15 protein-coding genes are annotated in these 15,508 nt (G+C 60.0%); 6 read left to right on the forward strand and 9 right to left on the reverse strand.

The window, feature by feature from the left end; translation table 11 throughout:
• Positions 1 to 20: 20 nt before the first annotated feature.
• The 3 genes from K0V07_RS10565 to queA all read right to left on the reverse strand — a co-directional run bounded on the left by K0V07_RS10565 (position 21) and on the right by queA (position 2,545).
• The gene (locus K0V07_RS10565; protein WP_220621354.1) at positions 21 to 821 is read right to left on the reverse strand and encodes a hypothetical protein; all 801 of its coding nucleotides are present in this window, start codon (positions 819 to 821) and stop codon (positions 21 to 23) included.
• Between the two features lie 21 nt (positions 822 to 842).
• Positions 843 to 1,352, reverse strand: coding sequence for an RNA polymerase sigma factor (locus K0V07_RS10570; protein WP_220621355.1), 510 nt, complete (start codon positions 1,350 to 1,352; stop codon positions 843 to 845).
• 107 nt (positions 1,353 to 1,459) lie between these two features.
• Positions 1,460 to 2,545: a tRNA preQ1(34) S-adenosylmethionine ribosyltransferase-isomerase QueA gene (gene queA, locus K0V07_RS10575; protein WP_220621356.1), complete on the reverse strand. Its 1,086-nt coding sequence runs from the start codon at positions 2,543 to 2,545 to the stop codon at positions 1,460 to 1,462.
• A 171-nt stretch (positions 2,546 to 2,716) separates the two neighbouring features.
• Between queA and K0V07_RS10580 the strand changes: the two genes are divergently transcribed.
• The 4 genes from K0V07_RS10580 (at position 2,717) to K0V07_RS10595 (ending at position 6,257) form a co-directional block, all read left to right on the forward strand.
• Entirely contained in the window at positions 2,717 to 3,655 is a 939-nt protein-coding gene (locus K0V07_RS10580) for a polyphosphate kinase 2 family protein (protein ID WP_220621357.1), read from the forward strand.
• 138 nt (positions 3,656 to 3,793) lie between these two features.
• Complete coding sequence (locus K0V07_RS10585; protein WP_220621358.1) at positions 3,794 to 4,411, forward strand: sigma-70 family RNA polymerase sigma factor; 618 nt, start codon at positions 3,794 to 3,796, stop codon at positions 4,409 to 4,411.
• A 25-nt stretch (positions 4,412 to 4,436) separates the two neighbouring features.
• Positions 4,437 to 5,000, forward strand: coding sequence for a hypothetical protein (locus K0V07_RS10590; RefSeq protein ID WP_220621359.1), 564 nt, complete (start codon positions 4,437 to 4,439; stop codon positions 4,998 to 5,000).
• 57 nt (positions 5,001 to 5,057) lie between these two features.
• Positions 5,058 to 6,257, forward strand: coding sequence for a S1C family serine protease (locus K0V07_RS10595; RefSeq protein ID WP_220621360.1), 1,200 nt, complete (start codon positions 5,058 to 5,060; stop codon positions 6,255 to 6,257).
• Between the two features lie 98 nt (positions 6,258 to 6,355).
• Here K0V07_RS10595 and K0V07_RS10600 read toward each other — a convergent pair whose 3' ends face one another.
• Positions 6,356 to 7,327 carry an LXG domain-containing protein gene (locus tag K0V07_RS10600; RefSeq protein WP_220621361.1) on the reverse strand — a complete coding sequence of 324 codons (972 nt, stop codon included), beginning with the start codon at positions 7,325 to 7,327 and terminating at the stop codon, positions 6,356 to 6,358.
• A 201-nt stretch (positions 7,328 to 7,528) separates the two neighbouring features.
• Here K0V07_RS10600 and K0V07_RS10605 point away from each other — a divergent pair, with 201 nt between their 5' ends.
• Positions 7,529 to 8,914, forward strand: coding sequence for a class II fumarate hydratase (locus tag K0V07_RS10605; RefSeq protein WP_220621362.1), 1,386 nt, complete (start codon positions 7,529 to 7,531; stop codon positions 8,912 to 8,914).
• Between the two features lie 151 nt (positions 8,915 to 9,065).
• Here the strand turns inward: K0V07_RS10605 and K0V07_RS10610 are convergent, their stop codons facing one another.
• The 4 genes from K0V07_RS10610 to K0V07_RS10625 form a co-directional block, all read right to left on the reverse strand.
• Positions 9,066 to 9,509, reverse strand: a complete 444-nt coding sequence (locus K0V07_RS10610) for a DUF5069 domain-containing protein (RefSeq protein ID WP_220621363.1) — start codon at positions 9,507 to 9,509, stop codon at positions 9,066 to 9,068.
• Between the two features lie 86 nt (positions 9,510 to 9,595).
• Complete coding sequence (locus K0V07_RS10615; protein ID WP_220621364.1) at positions 9,596 to 11,044, reverse strand: PH domain-containing protein; 1,449 nt, start codon at positions 11,042 to 11,044, stop codon at positions 9,596 to 9,598.
• 135 nt (positions 11,045 to 11,179) lie between these two features.
• Complete coding sequence (locus K0V07_RS10620; protein ID WP_220621365.1) at positions 11,180 to 11,599, reverse strand: phosphoribosyl-AMP cyclohydrolase; 420 nt, start codon at positions 11,597 to 11,599, stop codon at positions 11,180 to 11,182.
• A 154-nt stretch (positions 11,600 to 11,753) separates the two neighbouring features.
• The gene (locus tag K0V07_RS10625) at positions 11,754 to 12,794 is read right to left on the reverse strand and encodes a 3-oxoacyl-[acyl-carrier-protein] synthase III C-terminal domain-containing protein (RefSeq protein ID WP_220621366.1); all 1,041 of its coding nucleotides are present in this window, start codon (positions 12,792 to 12,794) and stop codon (positions 11,754 to 11,756) included.
• Between the two features lie 513 nt (positions 12,795 to 13,307).
• Between K0V07_RS10625 and K0V07_RS10630 the strand changes: the two genes are divergently transcribed.
• On the forward strand, positions 13,308 to 14,867 hold the full coding sequence (locus K0V07_RS10630; RefSeq protein WP_220621367.1) for a hypothetical protein: 1,560 nt from the start codon (positions 13,308 to 13,310) through the stop codon (positions 14,865 to 14,867).
• A 70-nt stretch (positions 14,868 to 14,937) separates the two neighbouring features.
• Here K0V07_RS10630 and K0V07_RS10635 read toward each other — a convergent pair whose 3' ends face one another.
• On the reverse strand, positions 14,938 to 15,495 hold the full coding sequence (locus K0V07_RS10635) for a YqgE/AlgH family protein (protein WP_220621368.1): 558 nt from the start codon (positions 15,493 to 15,495) through the stop codon (positions 14,938 to 14,940).
• Positions 15,496 to 15,508 lie beyond the last annotated feature (13 nt).

The raw sequence follows: 15,508 nt of genomic DNA on the forward strand, positions 1-15,508 counted from the left end.
AGGGTTTGTAAGCCCTCATCCTATAGCAGGTCATCCATTTCTGCAACTGGTGCACGAACAATTAGCACGCAGAGATTTTCAGGCCCCTGCCAGGCCATAATGGAAAGATCCTTACGCTGGAAAACAACGGGAATGCCATTATCGGGAACACGGCCTTTGCCGAGCGACTTGTCCAAAAGGTAGAGGCAGAAGGTGTCGTCCCCCTTCATTTCGATAAAGCTGATGAGCTTACCGTTGATCTCGAAGGTTCCAAAACCGACCTCGGCCAGTGCGTCCACCTTGGGGGGGAGCATGCCGGGGGCACGCAGCCCGGAGGAGTTGAGCTGGTGGCGGATCTGGTCCAGGTCGGAAACGTTTGCGCTGAGTTTGGGGTCGCGGGCGAAATGCTCGCCGATGCGGTCGTAGTACTGGTCCAGATCGGGCTCGGCCTCGACCTGGCTCGGGTCGAGCAGGATGGCCCCGAAGCCGAAGAGGATGACCACAGTCGCGGCGATAGAGATGATGCTGGAGCGCTTCCACCAGGGGCGCTGGCCGGGGATGGGCGAAGAGGCAGCAGGCTCGGGAGCGGACTGCTCAGGGAAAGGTATGGTCTTACGGTCGGGGTCGAGCGCGAGGAGCTTGTCTTTGAGGTCGGCGGGGGGCTGAACGTCAGCGAGCTTACCAGCAAAGATTTCGTCAAAGTTCTGCTCATCCTCAAACCACTGGGCCAGCTCGGGGTCCTGCTCAGCCATCGCCAGGGCTTCGGCGAAGACTGCTTCGTCGATATCCGGCATATCCGCGCGGTAGGCGCTGAGAATGGCTTTGGCTTCAGTTCGGTCCATGGTTGGTTAGCGGCAGAAGGATCAGGAGGCGGTGCGGTTACTCAGGAGGATGGTTTTGAGTTGAGCCTTACCCCGTGAAAGCCTGGACATGACGGTCCCGATGGGGATATCCAGGACCGAGGCAATTTCTTTGTAGCTGAGCTCCTTAAGGTAAAAGAGGGTAAGCGGTGTGCGGTAGGCTTCGTCGACCTGGTCGAGTGCATCGACAGCGCTTTTGCCATCGAGAGTACGCGCGATGCCGGGCTCGACGGCCGGGGCTTCCACTTCAAGAATTTCGTTTTCCTGAGTAGTGACATTGGCCGATCGACGGCGCAGGCGCAGGAACTCACGGTAGAGGGTAGTGAAGAGCCACGACTTGACCTTGGCGGCATCCCGGAGGCTGTCGCCTTTTTCCGCGTAAATAACGAAAGTCTGCTGTGTGAGGTCGGAGGCTTCATGCTCGTTTTTCGCCAGTGAATACGCGAAGCGGTACAGAGGAGTATAGTACTCCTCCACCAGCTCGCTGAAATTCAGTTTGGCGTGATCAGACATGAGAGGCAAAACAGCTCAGGGATATTCCCGAGTTTGGCAAGAAATTAGCAGTATATGATAGTTTGTGAAAAGGGTGTAAAAGCCTGTGATTGGCGGCTTTATTGGCGTCAGCCGAGGATGAGCATGGCATCGCCGTAACTGTAGAATCTGTACTCCATGGCAATAGCCTCGGCGTATAGCTCTTTCAACCATTTAATCCCGTCGGTGCTGCCGGGAGTCAGGAAAGCCGAGACCAGACACAGCAGGGTGGAGCGGGGCAGGTGGAAATTTGTGATCAGCCCCTCAGCGCTGGAGCAGACAGCGGGCGGGTAGACGAAGAGGTCGGCCTCACCCACATAGGTCTCGCTCAGGTCGGCCCCGGCGGGAGCCTTGCGGGTGTAGTCCTCGCAGGCACGCAGGCTGGTCGTGCCGACAGCTATGCGGGGGCCATCCGCTTTGTTGGCGAGGGCCTGCCGGGCCTGAGGTGGGATCTCGTAAATCTCGCGGTGGATGAGGTGATCCTCGATGCGCTCGGCCTTGATGGGCTGAAAGGTGTCGAGCCCGACATGCAGGCGCACATCGTAGAAGCGTGCTCCGTCCCGCACCACAGTGGCCAGCAGCTCCGGGGTGAAATGCAGCCCGGCGGTGGGGGCGGCAGCTGCGACCTTGTGGGAGGGGTCGGCGTAAACGGTCTGGTAGCGTGTCTCGTCGAGCTGGCGCAGCGAGGGGTCGGCCTCGCGGCTGCGCTCAATGTACGGAGGCAGGGGGACCTCACCGATGCGGTCGGTCAGGGCGATGACGTTTTTATCCACCCCTTCCACGGAAAAGTGTACCAGTCGCTCGCCGGTAGGCTTCACGTCGAGGACTTCGGCCAGGTAGCCGGGGCCGGAAAAGGTGGAGCCGGGCTGGAGCTTTTTACCGGGCTTGAGCAGGCACCAGAAGCGGTCTTTATCGCGGTCGGGGTGCAGGAGCAGGCACTCGACAGCGCCACCGGTGACGCGCTGGCCACGCAGGCGGGCCTTGAAGACGGATGCGCTGTTGCGGAAGAAACGCGTGCCCGTCGGCAGGTGCTTGGGCAGCTCTCGGAAGACGGTGTGCGTGACTTCGCGGGTGGTGCGATTGACGACCATGAGCCGGGACTCGTCCCGCTGTTGAGCCGGGACCTGCGCGATCAGTTCCGGGGGCAGCGGATAGTCGAATACGTCGGTGTTCATCGGAAAGCGGACATTTGTCGGTGGTCTTTGGCACAGGGTCAATGGCCAACTGTGTAAAGAATGCCGGTGGCAAGCGGGGGCTGGCGCAAGTTTCGCGTGACAGGCCTTACTGGTTGGTGCGGGTGTTGTTATGGGCTTGTTACGAGCTGTCGTTGTGTCAGTATTTCTGACATGAAGAAGAAATCCCTTAAGCCTGATGCCTCTCTCACCATCAAGCTCGGCGAGAGCGATACTGTGAAACTCAAACTCGGGGATGTGATGGTCCCACCGGGGAAGCCGATCAGCCTGAAGAAGGACTTCGATCCGGCCTTTACCGCCGACTACAAAAACGAAAAGGCGGCCAAGGCCAAGGTGCGGGCGAACGTCAAACGCCTGAGCAAGCTGCAGGATATGCTCTACGCGCAGGACAAGTACAGCGTGCTGATCATCTTTCAGGCCATGGACGCGGCGGGTAAGGACGGGGTCATCAAGCATGTCATGTCCGGCGTCAATCCGCAGGGCTGCCAGGTGACGAGTTTTAAGACCCCTTCGTCCGAGGAACTCGACCACGACTACCTCTGGCGGTCGATAAAGGCGCTGCCTCGCCGGGGCGAAATCGGGATCTTTAACCGCTCACACTACGAGGAGGTGCTGATCACCAAGGTGCACCCGGAGATCCTTGAGCGGCAGAAGCTGCCTCCGTCTGCCCGCGGTGAAGACGTCTACGAGAAGCGCTACGAGCAGATTAACCACTTTGAGAACTATCTGGTCGAGAACGGGACCATCATCCTGAAATTTTTCCTCAACCTGTCGAAAAAGGAGCAGGCCCGTCGCTTTCTGGCGCGAGTGGAGAACCCGGACAAGAACTGGAAGTTCTCCGATGCCGACTATGCCGAGCGCCAGCACTGGGATGCCTATCAGGAGGCGTATGAGACCTGCATCAACAGGACCAGCACCTCGCATGCGCCGTGGTTTGTGATCCCGGCGGACCATAAGTGGTTCACGCGGCTGGCGGTGTCCGAGGCGATCGTACGCTCGCTCTCGCTGCTGCCGCTCGCATACCCGACGGTCAGCGCCGAGCATAAAAAAATGATCACCGCCATCGGCAAAAAACTGAAAAAAGAAGTTTAGGGCGGGGGAGCACGCGAGACTGCCGATTGGGGCGAGCGCGCATGGGGTTTATGCAGCGAATGCGGCTCCAGCCGGAGCTTGCTTTGGGGGAATTTTCTGCTAGGTTATTGGCGGATTATTATGTCCGAGAGTAATGCCATGACCGGAGCCCTGGCGTCCCCGGCTGCATCCCATGCGGCCGAGGCGGATACCGATATGTCTCTGGTCAAGCAGGTGCAGGCGGGCGAGGTCTCGGCCTACGACAAACTCGTCGTGAAGTACCGGGAGCGTTTATACGCAGTGGTTTACAATCTTACCGGTAATCGGGAAGACGCCAACGACCTGGCACAGGAAGCCTTTATTAAAGCCTTTCGCTCGATCCATCTTTTCCGCGGGAAGTCCTCGTTTTTCACCTGGCTGTACCGGATCGCGGTCAACAATACGCTGACCCACCTCAAGCGTAACCGCATGCGCCGCTTTCTGAGCCTGGAAAAAGTGGACGAAGAAGTTCACAGCTCGGACATCCTGGAGAAGCTGACGGCCCGTAATCGCTCGGATAAACCGGCGCTGATGCACGAGTTACAGGAAAAATTGAACGAAGCGCTCCAGAAATTGTCTCTTAAACATAGGACTGTTGTTGTGCTGTTCGAAATTGAGGGATTAAGCCATCAGGAAATCGCCGAGATCACCAAGACCTCGGAGGGTACTGTACGCTCACGCCTTCACTATGCGAAGCAGCAGCTTCAGGCCAGTTTGAAGGAATATCTGGAACAATAGCTGCTAAGTCCCGAATCTTTATTCTATGCAGGATCATCAAAAGCCTCAATCCTCTCACGTCTCGGTCGAAGATCTTCTGCGCCTCAAGCGCTATGAGAAACCCGACCAGGCCTATTGGGAACGCTTTGATCGTGAGCTCCACCAGAAATCCTGGCAGGCTCTCGCTAAACCTCAGCCCGCTCTGTGGCGTGGCTTGAAAGCCGTTGGCGGCAAGTTGTTTGTCCCTGCTCTGCCGTTGTCGGCAGCGGCAGCGTTTGTAGTGGCATTCAGCCTCAATCATTTTCCGGCCTACGTGGCGTCCGGCCCGTCTGAGCAGCCCGTGTACACGGCCTCGGCTCCGGTCAGCGTGGACCGTGCAGCCCCGGTGGCAGGCATGGCCAAGGACTTTTCCGATGGCAGCCATCAGGCGACCTTCGTGGTCGGCCAGTTTGACAGCCGCGACAGCACCTCTAATACCGGAAACGTAACCATGGTAGCGGCTTCCCGCCCCATGCCGGTGGAGTCGAACCACAATGTCCACTACGTCGGCGGCTCGTTCGACGGTGGCTTTGGGTCCGAAAGCCCCACTGCTCAAGCACGCGTCTACTAAGGTCTACGTCATGAATAAGACGGCATGGATGCGAGTTGGGCTCGCGTTGGTTTTTTTTTGAGCGGATGGGTCGCCCAGGCGGCTCCTGAGAGCACGAATAGTGGCGGGCCTCTGGCTCTGCAAAAGCGCGTCATCGATATTTACCGGGCCAACGAAAAGGCCGTGGTGAAGGTGTTTGCGGCCTTTGACGGGAAGCAGCCCGGCGGCAAGTCGGTGCTATTCATCGGGACGGGCTTCTACATCAGTAAGGAAGGCCACATCCTGACCAATACGAACGTGACCTACGGGGCGGATCGGATCTGGGTCGAGCGTAACGGTATCGCCTATGCCGCAGAGCTGATCGGCAGCGATCCGCTGACGAATGTCTCGATCATCAAAGTTTTTGCCCTGCCGGCGGATTTTCAGTTTCTGCGGCTGAGTGACTCGCCAGACGCGCCGCCGATCGGCTCGTTTCTGGTCGCCTTGACGTGTGAGCTGGGGCAGGACCCCGGCCCCTCGCTCGGGCTGGTCTCCGGCTGGAACACCAACTACGGCGAGCGCGTGCTGCCGACGATTTACCTGCGCTCGGACATCCCCTCCGACGGTGGCGAGGGCGGCTCCCCGGTGTTTGATGTAAACGGCTCGCTGGTCGGGATGCTCATCGTAGCTCTGCCTGAGATCCGCTCGTCCTTTATCCTGCCTGCGCGCGCCATCCAGCGTATCCGCGACGACATACTTTTCTCCGGTAAGGTCACCTATGCGTACTTCGGGCTGCAGACCCGGCAGAAGTCCAATCTCGACAGCGGCCCGTGGGTCGAAGTCGAAGGCCTGGTCGAAGCCGGCCCGGCCGCTCAGGCTGGCTTGAAAGTCGGCGACAAGGTCCTGGAGATGGGCGACTTTACGATTACAACGGATGCGGACCTGCGGATTGCGTCGTTTTACCAGCGTCCGGACGAGTTTGTGCCCTTGCTGATCGAGCGTGACGGTGAGCGCATGGAGCTGAGTGTGAAGCCCGGTGCGCGTGAGGCACCGCCCTCAGCGATGCCGCCGGTCGGCGCGAATACCCCGCAGGCGGAGGATGCCGCTGTTTCAGAAGGCGAGGCCAGCGCTCCTGTCGCACAGGAGACCGATGCCGATGTGGCTCAGCAGAGCACAGAGGCAGCAGAGGAACCCGCCTCAGCCCAGGAGCAACCGGCTACTGCGAAAAACAGCGCTGAGAATGGGGCGGGCGATTCCGAGAACAAGTCGGAGAAGGCTGAAGAATCCCCGGCCTCCTGATGAGGCAACGCGTATCCAATGTTTGGATACGGATTTAGCTAAGCTACCATCTCATCTGCCTACGAGCACGGATGTGTGCTCGGGGATGTGGTATTTAACTAGCCCAGGTAGAGCGCAGCAGGCGGGTGGCGATCGTCGTCGCGCGGCTCCGGACGCCAGCGCAGGCGCAGCTTTGAGCCCTGGTGCTCGGGGCGGGATTTGTGGCTGATGCCCTGCTGCATATCCACCCATATCTGGTGGCGCAGCTGCTCCCAGTACTGCTCGACGTAGCGGGTGGTGGTCTCGTCGTGCTCCGAGTCTGCCTGTTGGATACCGGTGGCGAGGGCGGGCATTTCGGTGGCGATAAATTTCTCCAGACGCTCGATGGCGTAGTCGATGTGCCGATGGGCGGAGGCGATGTCCTGCTCGCGCAGGTTCTGCACGCTCTGGCGTGCCTGGAGGATGGTCAGGCGGGGCAGGGTGATCCCGCTAAGGTAGGTCTGGCGAATTTCGTCCGTGTGGCCGTCTGCCAGTTGATTGAAATGGCGGATGGCGCGGTCCACGCGCAGGCCGCTGGCGGCCGCCTCTTCAAAGCGCTCATGGGCGTTGGCGTGAAAGGCGCGGTTCTGGGCGTCATACTGGGCGCACATCGCGGCGCGTGCCTGCCCGAGGTCCTTGATAAACTCGCGGATCGCGGTGTTGAACTCGTCGAGACTCCTGCGCAGATCGCGGTAAAAGACCTTGATGTGGGCGCCGGTCCGGTAGGGGACGTCGTGGTCACTGAGAAAGCGCTCAAGGAGGCGCTCGGTCTGCTGGCGCAGCTCCTTCCAACGCTTGGCGCGGTCCTTGATGATGTTGATCTGGCCGTTGATGGCGGTCACGATCATCTCGATTTCCCGGCGCTTGGGCTCGGATGTCTGGGAGGAGAAGCCGACCCGCTCGGTGAGGGTAAAGGACTCCTCAAGCTGCGACATGCGCTGCTTCATCTCCTGGACGGAGGACTTCATCTGGGAGACCTCCTGGTTCAGGCACAGTTCCTCCTCGATATTATCGATGATCTGAGGTGTGCTTGGCAGGAGAGAGTCGTCCATAACTTGACCCTTGACGCTACTTATACATCGGTGGGCTGGCAAGAATCTTTGTGGGGTAATCAGCCTATTTTTAATAGAAATACCTTGTAGCCGTTAGGCGCGGGTAGAGTTCGGTAAAAAGGCTGAGTTGTTTGCGGGGTGCAGGTGTGGATCAACTTTGAGTTGTCGCGAAAGAAACGATATGGTGTATACTTAGGGATTATGCGTATTGAGAAAGACTCTATGGGCGAGATGGAAGTGCCGGAGGAGGCACTCTATGGGGCGTCAACGCAGCGGGCCGTGCTGAACTTTCCGATCAGCGGCCACCGGATGCCGGAAGGGTTTATCCGTGGGCTGGGACTGGTCAAGTGGGCCTGTGCGGATGCCAACGAAAAGCTGGGCCGCCTCACACCGGAAAAGGCGGAGCTGATCAAGCGTGCCTGCCAGGAGGTGATCGAGGGTAAGCTCTCGGAGCATTTCCCGGTCGATGTTTTTCAGACGGGTAGTGGGACCTCTTCAAACATGAACCTGAACGAGGTCGTCTCGAATCGCGTCTGCCAATACGTGGACAAGCCGATCGGCTCGAAGCAGCCGATCCACCCGAACGACGACGTGAACCTCGGGCAGTCCTCCAACGACATCGTACCGACCGTGCTGCACGTCAGCCTGGCGGTGGCGATCAAGGAGACTCTTGTCCCCGCGCTGAAGCAGCTCTTCGAAGAGCTCGACGCCAAGGCGGAGGCTTTTGAACAGATCATCAAGATCGGGCGCACACACCTGATGGACGCGACCCCGCTGTCGCTGGGGCAGGAGTTCTCCGGCTATGCTGCGCAGGTGCGTAAGGCTGTCGTCCGGGCCGAGGACGCCATCGACCGGCTGGAGGAACTGGCTATCGGCGGGACCGCCGTCGGCACCGGGATCAATTGCCACCCGGACTTTCCGGGGCTGGTCTGCGAGGTCTTACGCGAAAAGACGGGGATCGGGTTCCGCGAGGCGGACAACCATTTCGAGGCGCAGGGCGGGCGCGACGACTGCGTAGAGGTCGCCGGGCTGCTGGCCACCATTGCCGCCAGCCTGACGAAGATCGCCAACGACATTCGTCTGCTCGGCTCGGGGCCGCGCTCAGGGCTGGGTGAGTTGAATCTGCCGCCGACGCAGCCGGGCTCCTCGATCATGCCGGGTAAGGTCAACCCCGTGATGAGCGAGATGATCGTGCAGGCCTCCAACTATGTCATCGCCATGAGCAATCTCGTGGCCATGTGCGGGCGGGATGGCCACTTTGAGCTAAACGTAACGATCCCGACCATCGCCTACGCGCTGCACGACAGCGTGCTTGTGCTGGCCAACGGGGCGACGACCTTTGCCGAGCGCTGCGTGAGCGGGATCGAGCCGAACGAGGTCCGCTGCAGCGAGCTGGTGGAGCGCTCGCTCATGCTGGTGACGGCTCTCAACCCGTACATCGGCTACGACAACGCCGCGCGAGTGGCCAAGAAGGCCCACAAGGAAAACAAGACCCTGAAGGAAGTTCTGCTCGAAGAAAAGCTGATGGACGAGGCCGAGATCGACAAGGCGCTCGATCCGAAGGCGATGATCCACCCGAAGGCGTAGCCAAGGACTTTGTCCCTGGCCCATGGCCATCGTCGGCTCAAGCGAACTTCTGTGCCGCCAGGGGCGCAGCTCGTCTGGCCGTGTCCCCGTGTGTCGTGCGGGGGTGGCGGATGCTGGAAGGTTTAACTGTAGTGGATAAGTACTACAGCAATCAGCCTCCGCAGATGCAGTCTGTGGGGGTGTCGAGTGCCTCGTCGGCGACCATGAACTCAAAGATGGTCTCGATGTCATCGCGGTCGGTGAGCCCGGAGGATTTTTTAAACTCCTCCAGACGGCCGGTGGCGAAGTCGCGCCAGCCGACTTTGGATAGGAAGCCGTTCCAGATCATCAGGTCTCCGGCATTCAGCTCGCGGCCATTTTGGAAGCACCAGCGGAGGATCTCCTCGTCTGAGCCGCCCTGAAGTGTGCGCTCACGAAGGTCGGAGTACTTGACGCGCAGGAAGTTACAGCAAAAGCCGTCGAAGCCTTCACCCAGTCGGTCGCAGAAGTCTTCACGGAGTTCATCAGCGGCGAACTTGCGGATCTTGTCCAGCATGCGTGGGAAGTAAACCATGCCGCTTGTTTGGAGAGAGGGAGCGATAGGGACAGATTTCATATGTTTATCAGCATACCTCTAACAGCGTTAGGCGCAACGTGTGAGCCTAGAAAAAAACTGATTGATTTTCTCTCTGGCAGAGGCGATCAACGGCGCTTGCGGGAAGGCTGGCTGAGCTTGGCGATAAAGGCGTCTGCGAGGCGCCGGTCTTTAATGAGTGTGGGGAGCGAGACCGTCTGGCCGTCGGTGGTGTAGATCTTGATATTGAAAAATGTAGTGTTCCCCGAGGACATGCTCTGGTGGGCCTCCATGCGCTCGATACGCTCGCGGGGGATGGTCTGCAGCTTACTCGGTACGAGGATGCCCCGGCGGATCTCCAGCCGGTCGTCAAAGAGGCTGATGCGCAGGGCGGCCAGGAGCGATGAGCCGATGCCATAGGCGATAAGCAGCCCGAACCCGAGGAAGACGAGCGGAAAGATTTTCGGCATGCTGCTGTTCCAGGCGAAGATCGCCCCGACGATCATCCCGACGCCGATGATGATGGGGATGAGCAGGAGCAGGAGATGGCGCATGGGGCGCAGCTCCAGGACCTCGGCGCCGGAAAAGTCCGGGCGGATCGTGAGGCCGGAAATCGTAGAAATATCTGCCAGCGGGGGAGGAGCGGCGTAATCATTCGTCTCCGGCGGGCGGGCGTCGGCGCTGCTCTCCGGGGTGATGAAAACCGGCACGCGAAAGGTGGACTTGTAGTCCACGCCGGGGGATTTTGCGCTGGCGGTCAGCTCCCAGTAGTTCTGTGTCCGGGCGTTAATGCGCTGGGTAGGCTTACAGGAGTAGGGGATGAAAAAGAGGACGGGCAGCGCGGTGCGCGTAGGGTCGTTAGCAAAGGCTTCCTGCTCGATGGTCTGCTCGTCCTCCCAGAGCGTTTCGCGGTGAGTGCTGCGGTTTTTACCGGTGCCGGAGGTCCACTCATGGACGCTGCGCAGCTTGAGCTTGAAACCCTCCTCGGGGTGGACCTTGGCCTTGGTGAGGATGACGCCCCCGAGATTACCGCCGATGACGCCGGGTATCTCCGCCAGCTCAAAGACTGAGGTGCCGTACTTACGCCAGCGCAGGAGCTGATAAACGGCGGCTCCGGCCAGCCCGATGCCGATGAGCGGAAACAGCAGCACGAAGTAGGTGGCCGGTTCGCGGCCCAAGTCGCCGGAGTTGATCATGGCGATCGTTGCGCCCCAGGCGATGACGTTCCAGAACGCAGCGAAAAAGCCCAGCATGACCACGCCGGAGAGCCCGCTGTCCTTGATCCGTCCGCTGGCCCACGTCTTGTTGTGGAGCCAGGGTTGGCCGGGGTACAGCTGAGCGAGCTTTTTGGATTCGTTACCCCTTACGAGGGTATAAAAAGCCAGCCCGATCACGCCCAAGCCGACCACGATAAACAGGCTGCACAGGGCATAGGCCATTATCGGCTGGTCGCCTTTCTCCAAGGCGGCATTGAAGGAGACAGCGCCAAGGCCTGCGAAAAAGGTACCAAAGAGAAAGAGAAAGATCGCTCCGGGCAGGGAACGGGTATTACCGGAAGTCGAGATCTGGAGTGACATGCCGGATGAAAAATACCGGACTCACCGGGCTGCTGGCAAGCCGCAGTACGCGAGGTATGGTGGCCGAGTGTGGGCATAAAATAACCGCGCGGCCAACAGGGGCGGCGCGGTTACGGGGAGAAAGTTGTTTGTCGGTTACTCCTTACCGGAGACGAACTCGAGGGTGCCGTCGGCCTTGAGGCGGCGGTAGTAGCACCCGCTGCGAGCGGTGCCGGAGCTGTCCTTGGTGTGGCAGGCGCCCTTGCCCTTGGGGCGGACGAGGTAGAGCAGGGAGTTCTGCTCGCAGTTGACGCGGATCTCGACGATTTCGAGGAAGTCGCCCGAGGTCTTGCCCTTGATCCAGAGCTCGTTACGGGAGGTGCTCCAGAAGGTGGCCATGCCCTCGGCAATGGCGGTCTTGAGGGCGAGCTCGTTTGCGTAGCCGAGGATGAGCACCTCGCCGGTGTCAGCGTCCTGGGCGACAGCGGGCAGCACGTCGGCCTCACAGTTGGCGACTTTTCTGAGTTTCGTAAAGTCCAGGTTCAGGGTGGAGCCTTCTTCGAGTTCCTTGCTCATGGGATCAATCGTGTCTAGATGTGTATGTCTGTGAAGGAAGGAGCGTTAAAACTGGCGGGGGCCATGTCGAGGCAAAAGACAGGCTACGCCTGCCAGCGTTATCGCTGAAACGGTAGGGTTGGCCGATACCAGCAGGCCAGCTCGGTAGTGCTGACTAGCGACCGAGGCGGAAGGAGTGGGCAGCGAAACCGGCACCAAAGCTGGTCAGCCACAGATCCTTGCCGTCGAGCTGGTCGATGGAGTCGGACTTCAGGTACTCGTCGAGCGCGAAGAGGACGGAGGGGCTGCTCATGTTGCCATAGTTGGCCAGAACGACCTCTGCCTCGTGCAGGTTCGGGTACTTGATCTTCTTACCGACGGCGATCAGCACGTCGCGGCCACCGGCATGGGAGAGGACATGGGAGATGGTGCTCTTGTCCTGCTTCGCGTAGAGGCTTTCGACGGCCTTGGCGGCCTTTTGCGGGACGGAGAGGTGCAGCTTGTTGCGGAGCTTGCCGTCCTTGTTCTCAAAGCGGAGCAGCTCGCGGTCCTCGGGGATGTGGACGGTGTCAAAGCCCTTGGTCTTCAGGCCGGTGGGGCCGGGCTTGTCGGACCAGATGCTGGCCGAGCAGCCGTCGCCGAAGAGGCAGAGGGAGACGAGGACGCCGGGGTCGTCGTCGATGTAAAAGGCGGAGGAGCAGATTTCCACGGCGATGACGCCGACCTTCATGCCGGGGTTGGCGGCGATCATACCCTCGGCGGCGCGAAGGGTGGGGACCGCGGCACCGCAGCCGAGGCCGACGATGTCCTGCAGGTAGGTGTCGCGGCGCATGTTGAGGCGCTCGGCCACGTAGCTGGTGATGCCGGGGCAGATGTAGCCGGTGCAAGTGCAGGCGATAATGGCGTCCAGCTCATTGGCCTTGAGGCCAGCCTGGTCGAGGGCATCTGTCAGGGCCTGAGCGGCCAGGAGGGGACCTTCACGCTCGAACTCGCGGTTGAGCTGACCCCCGTCCTTCTTGAAGACGTTCTGGATATCCGGCACGGCGAGGTGGCGCTTTTCGATGCCGCTGGCACCGCCGATAAGCACTTTCTCCAGGATGTACCTGGAACGGGGAAGCAGCTGCTTGAAAGGCTCGGTCGGCTGGAGCATTTCCCAGCAGTCTTTCTGAGTATAAGCGGTCGGGGGGACGCGGTTGGCGAGAGCTTGAAGATACATTAATGCGCGAAGTTGAACAGAAAATGGACCACCGGCAGGCCTCCGCAGAACGCGGTGGGTCGGCTGAAAAGATGAGGAAATCCCACGATACTTAAAAAGTCCAAGGTGTTTGATTTCACCTTGAAGGCCAGATTGTCAAGCCACGATGCGCTTTGGCAGCCGCAGTGCCGAGTGATAAAAGGAGCTTTTTTACCGGTCACGCGGGGGGATTAATGCCTGATTTTCCGGCTCAGAGCCCGTCATTGTGCGGATTCAGGAGGGATAGATGAGAAAAAATACGGAACTGTGGGCAGTTGAGACGGACCAAGGTAATTCGCCGTTGTCATCGACGGTCAACATCCCTATGTCATGCCCTTGAATAGGCTGCCACACCGCTTGCAGCGAGTGGGTAAGCTTATTCAAACCATGTTCTCTTTGTGGGGTTCATATCCCTGCGAGGGTGAACCGGCGCTTCAGCTCTCACTGGATATGTCGATTTACCCGCTGATTAACTACACTGCTCACACCCGATCCATGTTTTCCCTGAACCTCCTTTCCCGACCGGGAAAAGTGGCTGCGCTGCTCGTGATGAGCGCGCTGTGCCTGAACGCCCAATTCGCCCCGCAGCCGACCGCCGTCCTGCGTGGCCCGCCGCTGCCCTCGATCTCGCAGAAGGTGAACGCCTTTGGCTATGCCACGGATACGAACCAGATGATCCAGTTTCTGGCGCTGCTGACGCTCGGGCAGGTCGGGTACCCGATGTTTCCGGGGGCTTCGCAGACTGAAAACGCCGGGGTGGTGTGCTTCGAGTCCGGAGCTGGGCTGAGCGCGACGTCCATGAGATACGCGATGCTGGTCAAGTTTGACGCTAACAGCTCGATCCCCGGACGGATCAAGGCTGAGGGGATCGCGGTGAAGAATGTCGCGGGCTGGACCGTGATCGCGCCCGACCAGACCTCCCTGAGCTACGTCAGCGAGGGAAATATCGAGGAGATTCTGCGCCTGTTGCGCAAAGAGCGCAGCTTTGATTTCGAGTTCGAGATGGTACAGAGCCCGGCCAACCTGCTGAGCACCGGCGCAAAAGATCCGGGTGCCGCGTATTTGCGGAATATCGACACCGGACTGGTTGGGCTGAGCCTTGACCAGGAAAACTTCCAGCTCGGTATCCGCCAGGTGGCGCACGCGGGTACGCCGGAGGCCACTCTCTTTTCGGCCAAGGCCGGTGGAGATGTGCCGGTCGCCCGCTTTGTCCCGGCCACCGGTAATGCCGGTTTGATTTACCACGTCGATCCGGTCGCCGTCAGTGACTACCTCAAAGTCTTTTTCCAACGCATGGAGGTCGCCGGTGAGAGTGCTGAAAATGCGAAGGTTCACGATAAGCTGGAGGAAACGCTGAAGACCATCGCCCATGACTGGGATGGCACCGGGGCGTACCGCCTGGAGTTTGAGCCCGAGATGATGCACTACGCAGGGGTTATCGGCGGGGACTGGGAGCAGGAGCCCTTTAGCCAGCTGCTGGACGAGCTTTTCAATGAGATCGTGCCCGCCATGCTGACAGAGGTGCCGGTGCAGGAGTATGCCAGCGCTGTGCAGACGGCGGCGGGTGCTTCGCAGACCGGTCCGGTTTCGTCGGCTCTGCCCGGAGCCCTGGGTAATGTCGTGGCCGGGAGCAGCCTGAACACGCTCGACCAGTATGAACCGCCCAGCCACCAAATCGTGGACGGGATGATCGTAGTCTCTGACCAGCCAGCACAGCTGGAGGCGCTGGCCGCAGCCGTAGCCGCAGACGAGACGGCCGAGACCTCGCTGGCGGATAAACTTACCCTCAATAACGGTGAGGCGCTGAGCGGGTATATCGACCTCAAGCAGATATACCTGCAGAGCCTGCGTCAGATGCGGATACCCAATACGCCCTCGACCAGCCTCATGCTCCGTCAGCTTGGCGCGATGGACCTGCCGCCCATGCAACTGAATGTCCAGACCGGCTCAAACACCCTGACCGGCACCCTGACCATCCCGGTGGAGACGATTCGTACGCTCTCCGGCACGCTTCAGGGACTGCGCCAGAATGTATCCGAGCAGCGGATGCAGTAGGCGTCTGAGCGCGCCCCTGGCGGGCAGCTTATTCGTTTAGAATCCGGATGATGCTGCGGTGAGGCGGTAATCAGTTCCGCGTCGGATCGTCGGGTGCGTCGGCGAGAAAGATCAGCTCCGGTGAGGTGCTGGCCAGAATCTCGCGCCACATGGCCGGGCCATCAAGCCCTTCCATCAGGTGGCCGCTGATTGGGACGACGAGCCAGGCGTTCTGCTTGCGCTCGGTCTCGAGCTGACCCTCGGACCAGCCTGAGTAGCCCAGAAAGGCACGGACCTCGATCCCCGGCTGCTCGGCCATGAGGGACTGGACCTTGTCCTCGGAGACCCCGAAGTAAACACGGAAGGCGGCGCTCTCCGGTATCCAGTGCCAGGCGACCAGCAGGACCTGATCCTTTTGGACCGGGCCACCCTCGTAGACGGGGACGTGTGCCAGCGGCCCAAAGGTGTAGTCGTCGTTTAACTCGCCGAGCGTCTGGCCTGTGGGGCGGTTGATGATGACGCCGAGAGAGCCATCCTCCTCATCATGTGCGGAGATCAGGATGATCGTTTTGCGGAAGTTCGGGTCATGCAGGCCCGGATGGGCCACCAGAAGTGAGCCAGAGTAGGGCGGTGGGTCTTGGGGCTGCATGTCAGTCAAAAAA

It is taken from the genome of Ruficoccus sp. ZRK36 (assembly GCF_019603315.1).
In the GTDB taxonomy this organism is placed as follows: Bacteria; Verrucomicrobiota; Verrucomicrobiia; order Opitutales; family Cerasicoccaceae; genus Ruficoccus.